At 49.2% G+C, this 18,537-nt stretch carries 14 protein-coding genes; 7 read left to right on the top strand and 7 right to left on the bottom strand.

Translation table 11 applies throughout. The features are described 5' to 3' along the window. Positions 1 to 32 precede the first annotated feature (32 nt). The 5 genes from trxB to msrB all read left to right on the top strand — a co-directional run bounded on the left by trxB (position 33) and on the right by msrB (position 4,955). Positions 33 to 995 (top strand): thioredoxin-disulfide reductase, encoded by a 963-nt coding sequence (trxB, locus tag AC1XTG_RS07740; RefSeq protein WP_484841555.1) that lies wholly within the window; start codon positions 33 to 35, stop codon positions 993 to 995. 76 nt (positions 996 to 1,071) lie between these two features. After that, positions 1,072 to 2,151, top strand: coding sequence for a M23 family metallopeptidase (locus AC1XTG_RS07735; RefSeq protein WP_056290309.1), 1,080 nt, complete (start codon positions 1,072 to 1,074; stop codon positions 2,149 to 2,151). 8 nt (positions 2,152 to 2,159) lie between these two features. Next, positions 2,160 to 2,888 carry a bacillithiol biosynthesis deacetylase BshB1 gene (gene bshB1, locus AC1XTG_RS07730; protein ID WP_056290312.1) on the top strand — a complete coding sequence of 243 codons (729 nt, stop codon included), beginning with the start codon at positions 2,160 to 2,162 and terminating at the stop codon, positions 2,886 to 2,888. Between the two features lie 73 nt (positions 2,889 to 2,961). Continuing rightward, positions 2,962 to 4,302: a sensor histidine kinase gene (locus AC1XTG_RS07725; protein ID WP_157474885.1), complete on the top strand. Its 1,341-nt coding sequence runs from the start codon at positions 2,962 to 2,964 to the stop codon at positions 4,300 to 4,302. A gap of 86 nt (positions 4,303 to 4,388) precedes the next feature. After that, on the top strand, positions 4,389 to 4,955 hold the full coding sequence (msrB, locus tag AC1XTG_RS07720) for a peptide-methionine (R)-S-oxide reductase MsrB (protein WP_056290318.1): 567 nt from the start codon (positions 4,389 to 4,391) through the stop codon (positions 4,953 to 4,955). 1 nt (position 4,956) lies between these two features. On the opposite strand, the gene AC1XTG_RS07715 is transcribed toward msrB, so the two are convergent. The 4 genes from AC1XTG_RS07715 to AC1XTG_RS07700 all read right to left on the bottom strand — a co-directional run bounded on the left by AC1XTG_RS07715 (position 4,957) and on the right by AC1XTG_RS07700 (position 8,507). After that, positions 4,957 to 5,658 carry a hypothetical protein gene (locus AC1XTG_RS07715; protein WP_484841554.1) on the bottom strand — a complete coding sequence of 234 codons (702 nt, stop codon included), beginning with the start codon at positions 5,656 to 5,658 and terminating at the stop codon, positions 4,957 to 4,959. Then, positions 5,655 to 6,416, bottom strand: a complete 762-nt coding sequence (locus AC1XTG_RS07710) for an LVIVD repeat-containing protein (protein WP_484841553.1) — start codon at positions 6,414 to 6,416, stop codon at positions 5,655 to 5,657. Before AC1XTG_RS07710 ends, AC1XTG_RS07715 begins: the two co-directional genes overlap by 4 nt. Positions 6,417 to 6,456: 40 nt before the next feature. Continuing rightward, on the bottom strand, positions 6,457 to 6,993 hold the full coding sequence (locus tag AC1XTG_RS07705) for an LVIVD repeat-containing protein (RefSeq protein WP_484841552.1): 537 nt from the start codon (positions 6,991 to 6,993) through the stop codon (positions 6,457 to 6,459). 110 nt (positions 6,994 to 7,103) lie between these two features. Further along, complete coding sequence (locus tag AC1XTG_RS07700) at positions 7,104 to 8,507, bottom strand: glycoside hydrolase family 30 protein (protein WP_484841551.1); 1,404 nt, start codon at positions 8,505 to 8,507, stop codon at positions 7,104 to 7,106. 244 nt (positions 8,508 to 8,751) lie between these two features. Here AC1XTG_RS07700 and AC1XTG_RS07695 point away from each other — a divergent pair, with 244 nt between their 5' ends. Then, positions 8,752 to 11,739, top strand: a complete 2,988-nt coding sequence (locus AC1XTG_RS07695) for a ligand-binding sensor domain-containing protein (protein WP_484841550.1) — start codon at positions 8,752 to 8,754, stop codon at positions 11,737 to 11,739. Positions 11,740 to 11,789: 50 nt separating this feature from the next. Here the strand turns inward: AC1XTG_RS07695 and AC1XTG_RS07690 are convergent, their stop codons facing one another. The 3 genes from AC1XTG_RS07690 to AC1XTG_RS07680 all read right to left on the bottom strand — a co-directional run bounded on the left by AC1XTG_RS07690 (position 11,790) and on the right by AC1XTG_RS07680 (position 17,932). Next, positions 11,790 to 13,322, bottom strand: a complete 1,533-nt coding sequence (locus AC1XTG_RS07690) for a RagB/SusD family nutrient uptake outer membrane protein (RefSeq protein WP_484841549.1) — start codon at positions 13,320 to 13,322, stop codon at positions 11,790 to 11,792. 12 nt (positions 13,323 to 13,334) lie between these two features. Continuing rightward, complete coding sequence (locus AC1XTG_RS07685; protein ID WP_484841548.1) at positions 13,335 to 16,445, bottom strand: SusC/RagA family TonB-linked outer membrane protein; 3,111 nt, start codon at positions 16,443 to 16,445, stop codon at positions 13,335 to 13,337. 287 nt (positions 16,446 to 16,732) lie between these two features. Then, positions 16,733 to 17,932: a DUF4249 domain-containing protein gene (locus AC1XTG_RS07680; protein WP_484841547.1), complete on the bottom strand. Its 1,200-nt coding sequence runs from the start codon at positions 17,930 to 17,932 to the stop codon at positions 16,733 to 16,735. Between the two features lie 204 nt (positions 17,933 to 18,136). Here AC1XTG_RS07680 and AC1XTG_RS07675 point away from each other — a divergent pair, with 204 nt between their 5' ends. Continuing rightward, entirely contained in the window at positions 18,137 to 18,493 is a 357-nt protein-coding gene (locus AC1XTG_RS07675) for a VOC family protein (protein WP_056290343.1), read from the top strand. Positions 18,494 to 18,537: the final 44 nt, after the last annotated feature.

The raw sequence follows: 18,537 nt of genomic DNA, 5'->3' as shown, positions 1-18,537 counted from the left end.
CGTTTTTTTGTATACGCTAGTTATTGTCACCCATGTCATCTGAGAAAGTTTCCTGCCTAATTATCGGCTCCGGCCCTGCCGGATATACTGCCGCTATATATGCATCCAGAGCAGGATTGAATCCTGTACTATACCAAGGCGCCCAACCAGGCGGCCAGCTTACCATTACTACGGAAGTTGATAATTATCCCGGGTATCCCGACGGAATTACCGGCCCCGAAATGATGATCAATTTTGAAAAACAAGCCAAACGTTTCGGAACTAATATCCGCTACGGAATGGCGACGGAAGTTGATTTTACTTCCTACCCGCACAAGGTGATCATTGATAACAAACACGAAATCATTGCCGACGCGGTGATTGTGTCCACAGGCGCTTCGGCGAAGTGGCTGGGCATTGAAGGAGAAGACAGGCTGAATGGCCGCGGGGTATCTGCCTGCGCGGTTTGCGACGGTTTCTTTTTCAGGGGCCAGGATGTGGTAGTAGTAGGTGCCGGCGATACGGCTGCGGAAGAGGCAAGCTATCTTGCAAAACTTTGCCGCAAAGTATACCTGCTGGTACGCCGCGATGAAATGCGCGCTTCCAAAATCATGCAGAAACGCGTTGAAATGCTTCCAAATATCGAAGTGCTGTGGAACACAGAGACTGTGAAGCTGAATGGAGACGAAGGACTTGAATCTGTTTTGGTAAAAAATAATAAGACCGGCGAGGAGCAACTTCTCGACGTAACCGGTTTCTTTGTAGCAATCGGCCACAAACCTAACACGGATATTTTCAAAGGATATCTGCACATGGACGAAACCGGCTACATTCAAACTGTAAAAGGAAGTGCCTGCACCAATATTAAAGGTGTATTTGCCTGCGGAGATGCACAGGATAATGTGTACAGACAGGCGATTACAGCAGCAGGAACGGGATGTATGGCGGCTTTGGACGCAGAGCGTTTTTTGATGGAGAGAGAAGTGGAAGAGATTATCGAAGAAACAACAGCTTAATTTTTGCCCAACCCCTAAAATTTAGTCAGACTACATAGGAGCTCTCCGCTTATATGTAGTCTGACCCATTTTAAATATGAAAGTAAAGCTTATTGTAAGTTTGCTGATGATGGTGTGTTTGATTTCATGGAACACGCAAGCGCAAGAGCGAGGTAAATTCAGAAGAAACCCGAAGATTAACCAGTCCGGAAACAACGCCAACGAAGGACCAACCACCAAGGCTACCGTTCCCCAGCCCGAAGATGAATACCAGGTGGAAACCTCAAACCTGAAATTTCAGAACCAGTTTGAGCCCGTAAAACCCCTTAATCCTGTTGTAAACGAAGATACCACTACCATTGACGAAGGCGAGACTGAGGTTGTGGAAGTGGTGGATTCCTTGCAGGTAGGTGATGAATGGGTAAAAGCAGCAGAATACTACGTGATCTGGGATGCGCGAACAATCAACCCCTACGGACTGAATCCCCTTGAATTCGACGAGCCGGTTGATCTGACACTATACAACGAGGCGCTGAACCGCAAATGGAGCACGCCGATGGAAAGAACCCCTACTACTTCCAATTTCAGCTACCGCTGGGGCCGCTGGCACAATGGTACCGACCTGGACCTGGAAACCGGTGATACGGTAAGAAGTACTTATGACGGGATGGTCAGGATTGTTGCCTGGGACGGATCGGGCTACGGCCGCTTCATTGTTGTGCGGCACTACAACGGACTTGAAACTTTGTATGGTCACCTTTCCAAACAAATGGTGGAATCAGGCCAGATTGTCAAGGCTGGTGAAGTGATCGGGTTAGGCGGAAATACGGGAAGAAGCTCCGGCTCCCACCTGCACTATGAAAACCGTTACGAAGGAAATCCATTTGACCCGAGACATATTTTTGACTGGGACAATAAGACCATCAAATCAGACCATTTCCTGCTGACCAGCTCGGTTTGGAACCATTTAAGAGGCAAATCCAACAGAAGCGAATTTGAATCCGGCGACGCGGCACCTGCTGCTTACAGCCGGTCTGTATTACACAAAGTACGCCCGGGCGACACGCTGGGCGCTATTGCGGAACGATATGGAGTGAGCGTTTCTTCCATTGCCCGCCGCAACCGCATGTCCAGCCGCTCTACGCTGCGCATCGGACAAAAGCTTCGCATTAAATAATCAAAAACATGAAACTTGATATACTCGCCATCACAGCTCATCCGGACGACGTTGAGCTGTGCTGTGCCGGGACTTTATTGTCTCAAATGGCCCTCGGCAAAAAGGTCGGGATCATTGATCTTACAAGAGGTGAGCTTGGAACGAGGGGAACGCCCGAAGGCCGCATTCAGGAAGGTAAAGATGCAGCAGCGATACTGGGCGTAGCTGTGCGGGAGAATGTGGGATTGGCTGACGGTTTTTTCACAAACGACGAAGCGCATCAGAAAGCGATCATTCCATTTATCCGAAAGTACCAGCCCGACATTGTGATCACCAATGCGATCGACGACCGGCATCCTGATCATGGCCGCGGAGCCAAACTGGTCGCAGACGCCTGCTTTTACTCAGGCCTGAGAATGGTGAAAACATATGACGACAATGGAAACGAGCAGGAAGCGTGGCGCCCCAGACAAGTGTTCCATTCTGTTCAGGACAGGTATATCAAGCCTGACTTTGTTGTGGATATCACCGACTTCCACGATCGCAAAATAGAAGCTGTGCGTGCTTTCAAAAGCCAGTTTCACATACCTGATTATCAGATTGAAGGCGAGCCGCAGAGTTACATTTCCACTCCTGAGTTCCTGGAATTTATCATTGCACGTGCGCGTGAAATGGGACACGCGGTGGGTGTCAATTTTGGGGAAGGCTTTACCAGTGCAAGAATGCTCGGTGTGCGTGATATCGGCGCATTTATCTGATTGAAGGGAAACACTTCAACCCGCTATTTTTCACCTCCTTTCAACGTGAATTTCTTTGTTTAAATGCAATGCTTTGATCAACAAGATTCACAGATTTATATCCAAATACTGGCAGTACCTGCAAGGTGATAGTGACCTGTTTTCACTTCAAAGCAGGATTTACCATTTTGCATGTACGGCCACAACGCTGGTAATGCTGTACGTATTTGCATTCAGCCTCTTCACCGGCCTGATCGCAGAGGCGGCTATCACCGCTGTACTTATCCCCTTCCAGATTTTCCTCTACTACCTGTCCAGGTTCCGGGAGCGCACCACGCTCTCGTTCAACCTGTACATGACAGTGATCTATATCTTTTTTATAGCCTCTTACCGCATTGGTGCGGGAATATCAGGGTCAACGCTCCTGTCTTTCGGTCTCGTGTACTTTTTGTCGCTGACGATCGGCCCCAGGAAACAATACCTTGTCCTGACTGTTGCGAACATTGTTATCGTAGGCGGACTGCTTGTAACTGAGTACCTGCATCCGGAGTTTGTAGTAGCAGGTTATGCCAATACCGAGCAGCGGTTTATTGACATTGGTTCCACTTATATAGTCAGTGTCGTCGTGATTTTGATTACGCTTGGCTACATCATCGGCAGCTACCGCGCGGAAAGGGAAAAGGCGGAACAACGCGCAATGCTTCTGGACGAGCTGCACGAGGAGAAGGCGAGGCTGATCTCGGTAATTTCACATGATTATCAAACGCCATTGATCTCGCTGAAAAAATATCTGGAAATACTGGGCAGCTACGAACTGAGCCAGGATGAGCGCAAGATGCTGGAAGCCGAACTCAGCCATTCTGTTGTAAATACGCAGAATCTGCTCCTGAACCTGCTGGCTATAACCAACGGGAACATTGAACCGGGATCGGATGTGGCCCGGCAGGATTTCAAGGTCAGCGACGCCATTGATGAAACATTCCGGGTGTACAGCGGCATTGCAAAGGAAAAAGGGATCAGTCTTAACTCCGAGATACCTGAACACCTGACTGTTTATTCCGAGCCTAACCTCTTCTCTGTGGTGATCAGGAACTTCATTAACAATGCAGTAAAGTATTCAGGCAAAAACAGCACGATCACGCTTTCTTATTCGGGGATAGATACTTTTCATGAATTTTGTGTTGCAGACAATGGCCCTGGAATCAGCAAGAATGCCCAGCAGGCGATTATAGAAAGCTGGGAAAACAAATTCAGGAATACCTCCCGATCCGGCGGCCTGGGTTTGGTGCTGGCTAAAAAGTATGCAGACGCAATCCACGGCAAGATCTCCTTTGCCAGCTCGCCGGGAGCCGGGACTAAATTCTACCTTCGGATTCCCGTCGCAACCAGTGACATTGAGCAAGCCGATCAATTGTCAGCGCTGCACCAGGTATAAAAGAAACTTCCCAAACAATGGCTTGATCACAACTATATCCGATCATTTATCGTATATATGAAAGAAACAAACCATTAATCAGCAACATGAAATATATAGTAACACTTGCCGCCTCTGCCGTGCTGATGCTCATGCTTCAGAACTGTTACGGGCAGTCGGCTTCAAAGCCTGCTGATCAGAAAAAGGCTCCTGAATATTCCCGCTCTGATGCCGCTCCGGTGAACAAAAGCAACCAGGACTGGCAGAAGATCCTTTCTCCGGAGGTATATGAAGTAGCGCGACTGAAAGGTACCGAAAGGCCATTTACCAGCGAGTACGAGCATTCGAAAGAGATCGGGACGTTTTACTGCGCAGTTTGCGGGAATGCACTTTTCAAAAGCGACGCCAAATATGAGAGCGGCTGCGGCTGGCCCAGCTTCTTTGAACCGATCAATAAAAAATCAATCATTGAGGCGCAGGATAACAGCCACGGAATGCGCAGGACCGAAGTAATGTGTGGCCGTTGCAAGTCGCATTTAGGTCACGTTTTCGACGACGGGCCGCCGCCAACCGGTTTGCGCTACTGCATCAACGGTGTTGTACTAGACTTTGAAAAAGCGAAAACCGCCGAGAAAAAGTACGCTGATAAGAAAAAGGCTAATACCGGAAGCTGAGTTACTCGCCTTCCTGGCGGATCTTGCCCAGCACAACGCCCAAATGAAAACCCAGCACCAGGCTCGGCACAACATAGTGCGTGCCTGGTGTTGTTTCAGACCACATTTCTCGCGGAGACTGCACTCTAGCATTTTTCAATCCCGGTGTAAGTGTCTTCACATTGATATTCCTCAGACCGAATCCCGTAAACAGATCCAGCGTCATCCGGCTGGGGAAATAGAACTGCCAGCCCAATCGGGCATGTCCCGCAGCCGCAGTCCTGCCTATTTTCACATCCTTGTTTTCAGAATAATTACAGCCGCCCGAGCCTGAACAATCCATTCCTACCCATTGATTTTGACGGTACACTACCCTTTTGTACATAAACTCGCCCGCGAAATAGCCTCTCACACGCTGCTTGCTGAAATAGTAGTAGCGAAGCTGCGTGCGGCTTTTGTAAGTTGATTTATCAGGAACTGTGGTCACTTCATAGTACCAGAGATTGAAGCTCGAATGTCCGTATCCAAGGTCCTGCTGCAAGCTGACCCCGCTCTTTCCGAGCGGGACTTCAACCCCAAACTGAATCGTATTATCACTGTCGAACATCGCGGCAGGCGAATACTTGATGATCACGTGGTTAGCTGCATTTTCCGCGTTAATCTGCGCGTGGCTTAATGTGATACCGATCAGCAAAAACAGTGCTATTAAAGCTATATTCTTCATAGTACCGGGATTTTACTGAGTAGTTCATATTCATCCGAATTCCCGAACTTGTATTGGTACAGCCCTTTTTCGCCGGTCACGATCAGGTGATTTGGTCTGACGATCACGTCATAAGCGGGAACGTCGCTGAAATTATATTTGTCGACAGGAAGCGCGGGATCTGATATATCCATGACGCGGAGTCCATTGCTTCCTTCGCACACAAACAACTTGTTGCCCGACACACCAAGCCCGTAAGGTGAGGCCATCACCTGCGAATGTACCAGCGTAGGATTGGATGGGACAGAAACATCTATCACATCTAATGAGCTCAATGTATTTCCCCGGCGGCAAGCAACGCCGCTTCTCAATGTCACATAGGCGTATTTGTCCTGAACCACGACCGGGTCGCAGGATTGTATGTGCGTATACTTGGTCAGCAACACCGGACTGACGGGATTGGCATTATTATAAATGTACATACCGTCATTGGCGCCGATGAAGAGGTTGTTTTTGTAAGGGAAAATCGTCTCAATCCCCACATTCATTTCTTTACGCACCGTCCTGACAGGCGCCTCGCCTTTTGTGATGTCGTACACTTCCAGAGATTGCTTGGAAACGATGTACAGCGTATTGCCGGTAATTGCAAAACGCGCCATTGAACCGCCCGTGCCGGTTTGCGGACTAACGCTGCTTTCGCCATCATTGCAGGCTGTCAGGATCATGCAAAGCCCCAGCAAGGCAAGTCCCAGAAATAGAAAAGGCATTAATTTTTTCATGGCAAGATGTAAAAAGAGTTTTTATCTGAAAGAGGAAGTGTTATCTGAAGCATTTAGGCTGCGTTGTCATCGGGACCTTTTCCCAGCCTGCTACAACGCCTTTTTTGCTGTCGGCGCATTCAAAGTAAACATTCTGGTAGGGCGGGAAATTATTGACCGAAATGGCATCATTGATCGTCTTCACCAGTTTCGGTGAAAGCGGATCGGATATGTCGAAAACGAGCAGGTTTGACAGGTTATCAGCATACAGCCAATTTCCCTTTACAGCAATATCATAGTTGCCGGTAATGGAGATAAAGGAAAGGTTTTTCGGATTTTTGGGATCTTTATTATCAATAATGTGAATGCCCTTCCCTGTTTCATTTACAAAAATATAGGGATCGAAAAGGTAGATCTTGCCAGGCTGGACGAGCGGCTGTGCGGCAGCTACCTGAACCTTCGCAGCTTCGTCCGCAGTCGCATAAATGGGTTTGTAGCCCGTACCATCGAAAGGCACGCCATTGGGCGCATTGTCGTTCGGCTCAACGCAGGCGAGGCAGATCAACACGAGAGAGAGAAGGCGGAAAGAATTTTTCATAGCTAGCTGTTTACGAGATCAATTGACAGACACGCTGCCCGCTGAAAACGTTGCCGCCGCTTACACAAAATCCTGAAATAGCCGCTTAATAAGATCTTTCCGTAGTTCTCCTACCACACGAATGTGCCGACCGAGCCTGCCTTCAACACAGCAGAGGCAAACGCATTCCCATCCTGGATCTGAAAAGCCTGCTGGTCGTCGCTGCTATTGAAGACGATCAGTACTCTTTTCCCATCGGGTGTTTTAAAAGCAACATTCGGGAGCTGCGCATCCATATTGGAAGCAATGCGCACAGAACCTGGCCGTACGAACTTTGAAGCATGTGCCACCACGTAATAAGCCGGGTTACGAATGACTTTATCCCCATCAGTGGTAATCCCGCCCAAACAACGGTCGCAGCCGCCGCGGTCTGTGAACGGACGGTTTTGCGGATTGCTCGACAGGTTCCATTCCAGCACAGTACGCGCCCAGTTGCGGGTAGCGCCGATGGTCAGCTTGGTGATATGATCTGGAAAATCCTGCGCAAAATTGCCGGGTGCGCTCATCCATTGTTCCGTGAAATACAGGTTCTTGTCCGGGTGCGCATTGTGCACTTCGGAAAGCGCATCGATCTTACCTCCGTACAAATGGAAAGCAGAACCGTCAATATACTTCCGCGCTTCCTGGTCATTCAGAATAGAGATCGGATACTCGGGCTTGTCGGCGTTATGATCGTAGATAATGATCTTCGTGTCAATTTTTGCATTTCTGAAAGCTGGTCCCAAGTGATTTTTTACAAATACGGCCTGATCCTTCGCCAGCATTAGCAAGCTGGGATTGTTACCCGGATGCAGCGGTTCATTCTGCACGGTGATCGCGTCGATTCGTATACCTTCCTTTTTCATTTCCTGTACATAACGGACCAGGTATCTGGCGTAAGCCGGATACGAATCAGGTTTAAGGCTCCCGCCGCGCGTGTCTCCATTATCCTTCATCCAAACCGGCGGCGACCAGGGCGATCCCATGATTTTGATTGCAGGATTAATCGCCAGGATCTCTTTTAACATCGGTATCACATCCTTTTTATCCTGACCAAGATCAAAACGCTTCATCTCAGGATCCGTCTCACCTGCCGGTAGATCATTGTATGAAAAAATCGTCTCATTAAGATCTGACGCACCAATGCTGAGGCGGAGGTATGAAATGCCGATGTTATTGCCATTTACAGCGAAAAGCTCCCGGAGCAATGCAGCGCGTGCCGGCTTGCTCATCGCCATCAGGTGGGACGCGCTCCCGCCTGTCAATGTAAAACCAAATCCGTCGATCGTCTGGTAAGTCTCACGATCGTCCACTTTGATCACCTTTCCCGATGCATTCCCGGCCGAAAAGCGGATTGGTGCAGCTTGCCTCGCAAATAGTACGGACTGGTCCAGATTGGTCAGCCAAAGTTCCGCAGCTTTCTTTGTGTTTTGTGCAAATGCAAGCACGCCGGACAAGAGCAACAGGATCAACAAAAAGGATTTAGGAATAGTCATTTTCATGCTGGTTGCCTTGCGGCAGGTTAAGAGTAACCGGTTGATTACAGTGAGTCACCTCGTATTGAAAAACACACAAAATAATGTAATATATTGCGAACCCAAATGTAGCCGGGCCGGCACAAAGCTGCTAGCAGGTAGCTACTACATTACTACAACAATCCTTTATAATTTGCAAAATACAGTTTCTGACGCGGTTTTTAACTACGTCAAACCAGTGAGAGGGAAACAGTGTACATGGATAATGAAGCGAGTGATTCTTTTTCTAACCTTCCTGATTTTATCAAACACGCTACACGCCCAAAGTACCACTGCGGTATCGACCGGCGCGTTATCGACCATCGGGCTGCCGACCATCGGGCTCCCGGAAGTAGTTAATTATAGTAAACATGCTTACCGGGCCGGAACACAGAACTGGGCAATCCGCCAGGGGCGTAATGGAGTAATGTACTTTGCCAATAACGAGGGGCTGCTGAGTTTCGATGGTGTGTACTGGAAAGTGTACCCGCTTCCCAACAAAACAAAAGTACGTTCCCTGCAACTGGGCGATGATAACCGCATTTACATCGGCGGAGAGAATGAGTTTGGGTATTTCTCACCGGATCAGTCAGGCGTACTCCGGTATTTTTCGCTGCGCGAGCTCGTTCAGGAGAAAGACCGCAGCTTTGCCGATATCTGGAATGTGACCGCATGGAAAGGAAGTGTCTTTTTCAGGGCCAGTAACAAGATCTTTTTGTACAAAGACAAATCCATAATCACATTCAATCCTGTATCGCATTGGCGTTTTATGGGTACGGCGAATGGACAGGTAATAGCGCAGGATGCGACAAACGGGCTTCTACGGTTTAACAACGAACGCTGGGAGCCTTTTCTCACCAATAGCGAGCTGCCCGCCGAGTTCCTGAGTACTGCATTGCTGCCTATGGGCCGGGATACGACCATTCTCGTGACAATGGACGCGGGGCTTTACAGGCTTTCCGGCAACAGCGCCGTAAAAATGGAATCGGCATTCATTAACCAGATCAGGAAAGAACGCATTTACGGAGCCACGCGCGTCAACGACCAGCTGCTGGCACTCTCCACAAGCTTGGGCGGCTGCTATATTGTTACAAATAAAGGTGAATTTGTGCACCGGTTTTCGCGGGGAGATGGCCTGCAAAACAACAATGTACTGAGTGTTTTCCGCGACCGTGATCACAATCTCTGGCTGGGGCTTGACAATGGGATCGATTTCATCGCGTATGATAATGCGGTCAAGACCATTTACCCCGTCGCTACCAAAGATGAAGCCGGCTATGCTTCGATTATCTACAAAGGCCGGCTCTATATAGGTACTTCCAACGGTCTTTATTCAGTTCCGGTGGGGGAATTCAATGATCTCAGCTTTGTTAAAGGCGCATTTTCATTTGTTAAAAATTCCCGCGGTCAGGTTTGGGGATTGTCGGAGATCAATGGAAAACTGCTGATGTCGCACCACGAAGGTATGTTTGAGATACGCCAGGATAAAGCAATTGCGATTGAACGCCGGAATGGATTCTGGGGCGCAGTGCCGCTGTCACGGATCGATCCGGTTTCACGGGTAGCAGTAGGTAATTACAATGGGATCAATTTTCTTGCCTATGACGGGACAGAATTCCGGCCGTCCGGCGAGGTAAGTGGCTTTGACATCGCCTCGCGTTTCCTCTGCACTGACACCCACGACGAAAATGTGATCTGGACTTCCCACCCCTATCGTGGTGTTTTTAAAATATCCCTGCAACCTGACGGAAAATCTGCGGCCCGCTTGTACACCAGCAAAGACGGACTGCCGCTTTCGCTGAACAACAATTATGTATATAAGGTCAAAAACAGGATACTGGTAGCGACAGAAAGCGGCATTTACGAATACAATCCTGGAAAAGACCGTTTTGCTGCGTCCAGCTACTACAATGAGATTTTCAAGGGTGTGGACGTGCGCTACCTGAAAGAAGATCAGGCCGGTAACGTGTGGTTTGTGACTGGTAAAGAGCTGGGCGTGCTGGATGTATCCGGCAACAAGCCGAAGATCATTTTCCTGCCGGAACTGAACCAGAAGCTCGTGTCGGGCTTCGAGTACATTCAGCCTTTGAATGAAAAAAACATCCTCGTGGGCAGTGAAAAAGGCATTTACCACATTAACTACCAGCAATATAAGCAGAACAAAAACCGCATTGACGTGCAGATCAGGATGCTGCGATCGGTCGCAAAGTCGGATACGGTCCTTTTTGGAGGTTATCTGGGCGAGGTTAACCAGCTGAACAAGCAAACCGAAAGCCAGGTACCGCAAATTGCGCACGAGCTGAACTCCATTGGTTTTGAATTTTCATCCACCCTGTTCAGTCAGCAATCCAGCATTGCGTATTCGTATTTTCTCGATGGATTTGATGCAGGCTGGTCGCATTGGTCGGTGAAAAGTGCGAAGGAGTACACCAGCCTTCCTGCGGGCCAGTACACGTTTTATGTCAAAGCACGCAATAATTTCGGTAGTGAATCGCCGGTCACCGGCTACACATTTGTCATTCAGCCGCCGTGGTACCAAACTTCCTGGGCATATCTCGCTTACGGTGTCCTGCTGCTGGGATTGGCTTTCCTGTTTTATGAATGGCAGGAAAAACGCTTTTTGCGACAGCGGCAAAAACATGAGGAGGAGCAGCAAAGGTTACAGTACCTCCACCAGCTGGAACTCGAAAAAAATGAAAAGGAGATTATTAAACTGAAAAACGAAAAGCTCGAAGCCGAGATCCTGCATAAGAACACAGACCTGGCCACTTCGGCGATGCATCTGGTACAAAAAGCCGAACTGCTGTCAAAACTAAAAACAGACCTGGTCAAGATCACCAAAACTGCGGACGACGAGAAGATCAACGACGACCTGAAAAGGGTGATTAAGGTGGTAGCAGAGGAAAATAAGGTGGATAAAGACTGGGGGCAGTTCTCCAAACATTTTGACAGTGTGCACAGTAACTTCCTGATCGCATTGAAGGAGAGATACCCGAAACTGACAGCCAGTGAGCTGAAAATGAGCGCCTACCTGCGGATGAACCTGTCGAGCAAGGAAATCGCAGAACTGATGAACATCTCGCTCCGCGGCGTAGAAGTAAGCAGGTACCGGCTTCGCAAGAAGCTGCAATTGCCTACCGAGGTCAACATGTTTAACTTCTTCCTGGGTTTTCACATTGACGAATCCAGGGATAGCAAAGGGACACATTCATAAAAAAAGCTGAGCGCAACATCTGCGCTCAGCTTTCTACATAACGCTAAATCCTATTTCGTGCCGCCCCACTCTTTGCTCTGCTCGATTTTGGTATTTTCCATTTCGAGCAATGGGATAGGCAATATTTCATTTTTACCAGCCACAAAGCCTTTGGATGCCAATGCTTTTGGCGCGTCCCCCCAGCGGACAAGGTCCATCCAGCGGTGACCTTCGCCTGCCAGTTCAAGCCTGCGTTCTTTTTTGATGTTCTCAAACGTAGCTGCCACGGGCTTCAAACCTACCCTCGCTCTTACGGCGCTGAGCAATGCAGTTGCGCGGGTTTGGTCGCCACCACCGCGAACGAGCGCCTCGGCTTCAAGTAGATAAGTATCTGCCAGGCGCGTGTCGTACATATTTTGAGGGAAGTTCAGCTCGGGTGTTCCCGCGCCGGTCCAGCGGTTGGAAACTCTTCCTGCGAATTTTTCGAGGAAGTATCCCGTGTTCATGTACCCCTTTTCGTAACTGGCAAGTCCGGCTTTTTCGAGACTATCCAGGTTAGCGACGGTCGCTTTATAGCGAGGGTCGTAGTGGATCGCCTCAAATAAGGACGGGGTTACCGGTAAAAAGCTCCATCCGGAAACGTAATCGGGCGCAGCGTCGGATTTGCGGTTGTAGCCGCGCGGGCCTGTGATGATGTTCATGATATTTCCCTCTGTACAAGCCACGCAATCCCACGTACCAGCCGAAGTATTGGTGTAGGAAATCTCCAGAATAGACTCGCTGTTAAACTTGTTATCGCTCTTCCAGAGGTCGGCAAAGTTACTAAGCAGTTTATAACCATAAGGATTGGTGCCGCCCGGCGTACCATTCACCAAAGCCAGCTCTTGTGCCGCCTGTGCGTATTTCTGTTGGTACAAATACACTTTTCCAAGTATCGCATGCGCAGCGCCCTGCCCCACGCGGCCGCCTTCCGTAGCCGCATTGATCGTCACCGGCAGATCGGCCATTGACTCCGACAAGTCTTTTTCAATCTGCGCATATACTTCCGCCGGAGCCGCCTGTGTTACGTCGTACATTTCCTGTGTGGAAACCGTTTTGGTAAAAAGAGGCACATTCTTGAACAACCGGACAAGTTCGAAATAGAAGTACCCGCGCAGGAATTTAGCCTCAGCCGCATAGCGCTTTTTAATCGTTTCGTCCATGGGTACCGACGGCAGCTTTTCCAAAAGTGAATTAGCCCGGAAAACGCCTGAGAATCCTTTTCTCCATAATTCGCCCTGCGGCCCGGTGGTTGGGTTGAGGGTGTAATTGGAAATAACCTGAAAATCCATGATATCGCTCGGTCCGCCGCCACCTGCGTAGTGATCGTCAGAAGCAGCATTCATCGTGGCTATCGTGGTCACATAGCCGGCACCCTGCCAGCCTACCACATCGTAAATAGCTACCAGTCCATTGTATGCTTCTTCCTGGTTCCGGTAATAGTTGGATTCGAGGTTCAGCCCTTTCGGCTTCACTTCCAGAAAGCTCTCCGAGCACGACATCAGCTGCAACCCCGCCAACAATGTCAATGCAGCTATGAATTTTTTATTTTTTATCATCATCATCTTGTTAATCAATTAAAAACCAATGTTCAGACCTACCATGAACGAGCGCGCCTGCGGGTAAATCCCTTTGTCAATGCTCAGTACGCTGCCGCCGATCTCAGGATCATAACCCGTATATTTTGTCAGCGTGAACAGGTTTTGGCTCATCACATATACACGTGCCTTTTTCAATGCAACCTTGCTGATCAATGCGGCTGGAAGCGAGTAACCTACCTGCAAGGTTTTCATCCGGAAGAAATCGCCTTTTTCGAGATAGAAGCTGGACGGGTTCTGGAAGTTTTTGTTCGGATCTCCGTTCACAATGCGCGGGTATGCTGTGGAAGTCCCCGGTCCGGTCCAGCGGCCCATTGCGTCAGCCTGCCAGTTTGCATTCGCGATATCCAGACGACGAAGTCCCTGGAAAATGTCATTTCCTGCCACACCCTGACCAAACACAACCACGTCAAAACCTTTGTACGCCGCATTGATCGTCAAACCGTAAGACCATTTCGGAGTAGGATTACCGATAAAAGTCCGGTCTGTTTCAGTAATTACGCCATCACCATTCAAGTCAGCCCAGCGGAAATCACCCGGCTTTGCATTCGGCTGTATTTTGTTACCATTTGCCGCTACGTGACTGTCAACTTCCTCCTGCGTCTGGAAGATACCTTCATTGACATACCCGAAAAACGACCCGATTGCATGACCAACCTGCGTGCGGGTGATCGGAGGTGCACCCTGGAAGCTCGCGCCGCCCGAAAGGTATTCTACGCCATTTCCGAGGTTGGTTACCTTGTTTTCAATGTAAGAAACGTTTCCGTTCACAGAGAAGTCAATCTGGCCAAACTGCTTTCTGTATCCCAGTTCCAGTTCCACACCCTTGTTTTCCATATCGGCAATATTGGCGGCAGGATTGGAAATCGCTCCTACGTACCCCGGTATCCGCGGATTTTGCAGAATATCCTTTGTTGCTTTCTTAAACCACTCGAAGGTGATATTCACATTGCGGAAGATCGTTGCGTCAAAACCAATGTTGGTCTGGCTGGTCTGCTCCCATTTCAGGTCAGGGTTGGCAGGTGCATTCGGACTATATCCGATAATGTAGCTTCCTGAGTTACCGATTGTATAATTCCGGCCGCTTCCGATGGTAGACAGGTAAGCAAAGTCGCCGATTCCATCATTTCCAACCACACCGTAACCTCCGCGTAGTTTAAGGAAATTAACCGCATTGGTTTCAGGGAAAAAGTCTTCACGGGACAGCACCCAGCCCAGTGAGAACGATGGGAAAACACCATATTTATGGTTTGAACCAAAGCGTGAAGAACCGTCCCTTCTCACCAGGGCCTGCAACAGGTATTTCTCATTGTAATCGTAGTTCAAACGTGCAAAAAGCGAACTTACCGTGTGGCGCGCTCCCTCCGATCCGTCGGAATTTCGCTGGTCCGCAGGTACCTTGAAGTTCAGCGAAGCGTCTTCGAAGTTATCTGCCGGCACGTTGAAGAAAGTCACGCTCGTCATCGTCGTGTTGTTGTCCAGGTAAGCGCCCTGTCCAAGCAGAACGTTTACATTGTGCAGCCCGAATGCGCGCGTATAAGACACTGTGTTTTCAAGGTTGTAATCAAGACGGCGGTTGTTCGAGCGGTTGAAATTGGTCTGCGAAGTAACCGACGCTGCATTCAGCCACGAGATCGGTGTGAAACTCTCATTTCCCCAGAAAGCCAGCTTAGCCCCCAATGTAGATTTCAGTTGTAATCCCTTGATCGGCTCTGCCATTAAATATGCATTTCCGACTACGTTATCACTCCAGCTGTAATTTCCTAAACGGGTTTGGATATACGCAAGCGGGTTGCTCATCTCCTGCCCTACTGCCGAAGAAATCCCGTAAGGATGTCCGTTTGCGTCGTGCTGAACACCTTTGTTGGTATAAGGAGCCGCATTGGCAATGGCTGGATCGGTAACTACTACGGGGGTGATCGGATCGAGGTTGATAGCAGAGCTCAACGGACCGCCGAACTCGCTGTTGGTATTCCCCAGCCCAACTGACTTATCGTGCGCATAACCCAGGTTCTGGCCAAACGTGAGCCATTTTGCCAATTTGTGTTCTGAGTTCAGACGAATGCTTGTACGCTTGTATTTGGAAATATCGCTCGCTACAATACCTTCCTGATCCAAGTACCCAAACGACAGGTAGAATGTGGAGCGTTCCGATCCGCCGCTAATACTCAGCTCGTGGTTCTGACGCTTCGCATTGTTGTTGAAGATCAGCTTTTGCCAGTCGGTTCCTTTTCCGAGAGAAGCGGGATCTGCGTACACAGGCGCCTGTCCGGCTGCCACTGCGGCTTCATTCCGGATCGTTGCATATTGGCTCGCATCCAGCAGATCCAGTTTTCTCGCAGGTGCCTGCGTACCTACATAACCATTGTAATTAATGCGAATGCCGCCTGCTTTACCTTTTTTGGTAGTGACCAGAATAACCCCTGCTGCAGCACGCGCGCCGTAAATTGCCTGTGAAGCTGCATCTTTCAATACTTCAATGGACTCGATGTCCGACTGGTTCAGATAACCGATACCGCCGTTATCAACCACCACGCCGTCTACCACCCAAAGCGGATTGTTGTTGTTCAGCGTAGTCACACCACGCACGCGCACCGTCGCCGCCGATCCCGGCTGTCCGGAGTTTGCCGCAATGGTAAGCCCGGAGGTGCGTCCCTGCAATGCTTCTTCCAGCCTGTTGATAGGCATCGTTTCCAGGTCACTTGCCTTCACACTGGAAATGGCGCCTGTTACTACACTCTTCTTCTGGGCACCATAACCTACCACCACTACTTCTTCCAGGTTATCACTTGATTCAACCAGTTGGAAGTTGATCTCGCTCTGGTTGCCAACCGGTACCTTCTGAGTGACCATTCCGATAAAGCTCGTGACAAGTACCGCCTCAGGCTGCACGTCGATCGAGTAATTTCCGGCGGCGTCGGTAATCGTCGCCTGATTGGTTCCTTCTACTAACACGGTGGCTCCTACCAATTCCTCCCCTCCATTCTTCACAGTTACCTTGCCCTTCACAGTCCTGCTTTGGGCAAAAGCGCTCTGCACCATACCGTATAGCATTAACAGGCTACACAATAGTACAATTTTTCTTTTCATAGATGTTTTTATTAATTAGTAGACAGGACAAATGCTATTTGCCCAATTAATTATTGAAATAGTAACAATACTATTATAGCAACAAAGGTATGTGGAGGGCTGCGACAGCAGTAGCAGATGCATTACTACATTACTACCTCACATCTGATAAATGGAAGATTTTCTTGAAAATGTCACCACTACATTACTACTACAATGTAATGCAGTATCGCCTTTTGCATTGGTTCGCCAGGTTTAAGCAATGCAGCAGGAGCATGAGGATTGATGGAGAATATAAAGAAGTGATTTCAAAAGAAAGGCGGCTTCTGGATGGTACCTCCTTCCAGGCGGCAATCGGTACAGGATGCATTGGCCACCAGAACGGAGTCGGCGCGAATGCCCCAGTAGCTAAGCAGCATATCGGGTGTGTTCAATCCGCAATTCACGTCTCCCCGGCCATTGCATGCAATCGGAAGCGTGTCGGGTTCGGTGCATCTGGGGAAGACGCCCAGGTTCGGACTGATTACAATGCGCTTGGTTGCTTCGGTGGAGGCGCTGAAATATCCGAACACGAAGTCGCGGGGATCAGCCGCGTTGGTGATGTTACCCGTAACCTGCGAAGGCTGCGCGTCAAAAAGGCTGCCGGTTCCCTGTGTTGTTTTGGCGAGACTGGTCCAGTATTCAAATGCAGGCCGCGACAGACCATATTGCTTAACCAGAATGCTGTACTTGATATAAAGCTTGTTCGTAGCGATGGGTACGATGTTTAACGGAAGATCTTTGATGATATCCTCGCTCAGGCGCACAGTGCTCCCCAGCAAAATGCTGCCCGACTTCTGGCTGGACCAGCACCGGTTGATATTTTCATCCCGGATCACTACCTTTTTGTTCTCCACTTTCAATGCAGAATAGTAAGTCGCAACATACTCCCACGTTTCCTCGAATTTCCACCTGTAAAACTGTGTCCGGTTTTGCGCGTCATGGGTATTTACATAAAATACCATTGCATTCCCCGCAGCATTGAGCTTGTAGGTTACGCTGTCGATATCAGGCGTGCGGCTCACCGCCACATACTCTGACAGATATTCCTTCCCGCCCCGTGTCTTGATCCTGAGCCGGTACTTGCCCGATACATTATACACTGCGGGAGGCAATACGTACACACCTTTGGCCTGCTCCGTAAAAGTGTACGATTGTCCCTCCTCCTCTTCAACACTGACTACGGCGCCTGTCTCTATCGGGGGCTGGGTTACGTGGTTTACATTCTGTGTCCACCTGAGTTCAATCCGGCTGGAATCCGACGTGCTTACATTGAAAAACCCGTCAACCACCAGGTAACTCTTATTGGAATTGATTTCAGGCGGAGAAAAAGGTTGTACACAACCATGCAGCACATACAGCAATCCAACTGACGCAACCATGCAAAGAGCCAGCCGGATCAGGCCGTAAAAGGGTGTGATATGTTGATTGAAGTATCTCAAAATGCCTTTTGGAACAAGCGATAACATAGCGGCAGAGAGCGGATTTATTAACTTTTCAGTTGTACAAAGCGGACTCAGGGCAAAAGCGTGACTTTACAACGTGAGACAGAGAGAGCTGTATTCTACTGATTTGCAAAGCATTATTTTACCGAAACTTTATTCACGGCTGACTTAAAAAGCAGTCTGCACAATCTTTCTATATTTAGCGGTTCAAGCTTAAATACATACCTCATGGAATCACCGGAAAAAAGGCTCAGGCACGAGCAGATCCAGTACATTGAATTTCTCTCCCGCGATCTGGCCGCGGCAAAAAGGTTTTACTCCGAGAGTTTCGGCTGGGCATTCACCGACTACGGCCCTGAGTACACTGCATTCGAGGGCGACTTTGTCGATGGCGGCTTCACAACGGGCGAGCCCGTAAATGGCAGTATCCTGGTGATCCTGTACTCCGAAAACGTAGTTGCCACCAAAAAGAAAGTAGAAAGTGCCGGCGGCACGATCATCAAGGATATCTTCGAATTCCCAGGCGGCCGCCGCTTCCACTTCACCGATCCCGACGGTTACGAATTGGCGGTTTGGTCTGAGTAGCTTTGCTTGCCCGTTTATTCCTGGAATTTACTGTTCAAAGCCCT

The organism is Dyadobacter sp. HNCC25DJ183, assembly GCF_056895175.1.
Note: the sequence above shows the minus strand (reverse complement) of the source record. Positions and strands in the feature narration are given on the sequence as shown.

What these genes read in the sequence shown, in the direction of transcription:
- trxB (WP_484841555.1), top strand. Translation starts at nt 33, where the DNA reads ATGTCATCTGAGAAAGTTTCCTGCCTAATTATCGGCTCCGGCCCTGCC.
- AC1XTG_RS07735 (WP_056290309.1), top strand. Translation starts at nt 1,072, where the DNA reads ATGAAAGTAAAGCTTATTGTAAGTTTGCTGATGATGGTGTGTTTGATT.
- bshB1 (WP_056290312.1), top strand. Translation starts at nt 2,160, where the DNA reads ATGAAACTTGATATACTCGCCATCACAGCTCATCCGGACGACGTTGAG.
- msrB (WP_056290318.1), top strand. Translation starts at nt 4,389, where the DNA reads ATGAAATATATAGTAACACTTGCCGCCTCTGCCGTGCTGATGCTCATG.
- AC1XTG_RS07715 (WP_484841554.1), bottom strand. Translation starts at nt 5,658, where the DNA reads ATGAAGAATATAGCTTTAATAGCACTGTTTTTGCTGATCGGTATCACA.
- AC1XTG_RS07710 (WP_484841553.1), bottom strand. Translation starts at nt 6,416, where the DNA reads ATGAAAAAATTAATGCCTTTTCTATTTCTGGGACTTGCCTTGCTGGGG.
- AC1XTG_RS07705 (WP_484841552.1), bottom strand. Translation starts at nt 6,993, where the DNA reads ATGAAAAATTCTTTCCGCCTTCTCTCTCTCGTGTTGATCTGCCTCGCC.
- AC1XTG_RS07700 (WP_484841551.1), bottom strand. Translation starts at nt 8,507, where the DNA reads ATGACTATTCCTAAATCCTTTTTGTTGATCCTGTTGCTCTTGTCCGGC.
- AC1XTG_RS07695 (WP_484841550.1), top strand. Translation starts at nt 8,752, where the DNA reads ATGAAGCGAGTGATTCTTTTTCTAACCTTCCTGATTTTATCAAACACG.
- AC1XTG_RS07690 (WP_484841549.1), bottom strand. Translation starts at nt 13,322, where the DNA reads ATGATGATGATAAAAAATAAAAAATTCATAGCTGCATTGACATTGTTG.
- AC1XTG_RS07685 (WP_484841548.1), bottom strand. Translation starts at nt 16,445, where the DNA reads ATGAAAAGAAAAATTGTACTATTGTGTAGCCTGTTAATGCTATACGGT.
- AC1XTG_RS07680 (WP_484841547.1), bottom strand. Translation starts at nt 17,932, where the DNA reads ATGTTATCGCTTGTTCCAAAAGGCATTTTGAGATACTTCAATCAACAT.
- AC1XTG_RS07675 (WP_056290343.1), top strand. Translation starts at nt 18,137, where the DNA reads ATGGAATCACCGGAAAAAAGGCTCAGGCACGAGCAGATCCAGTACATT.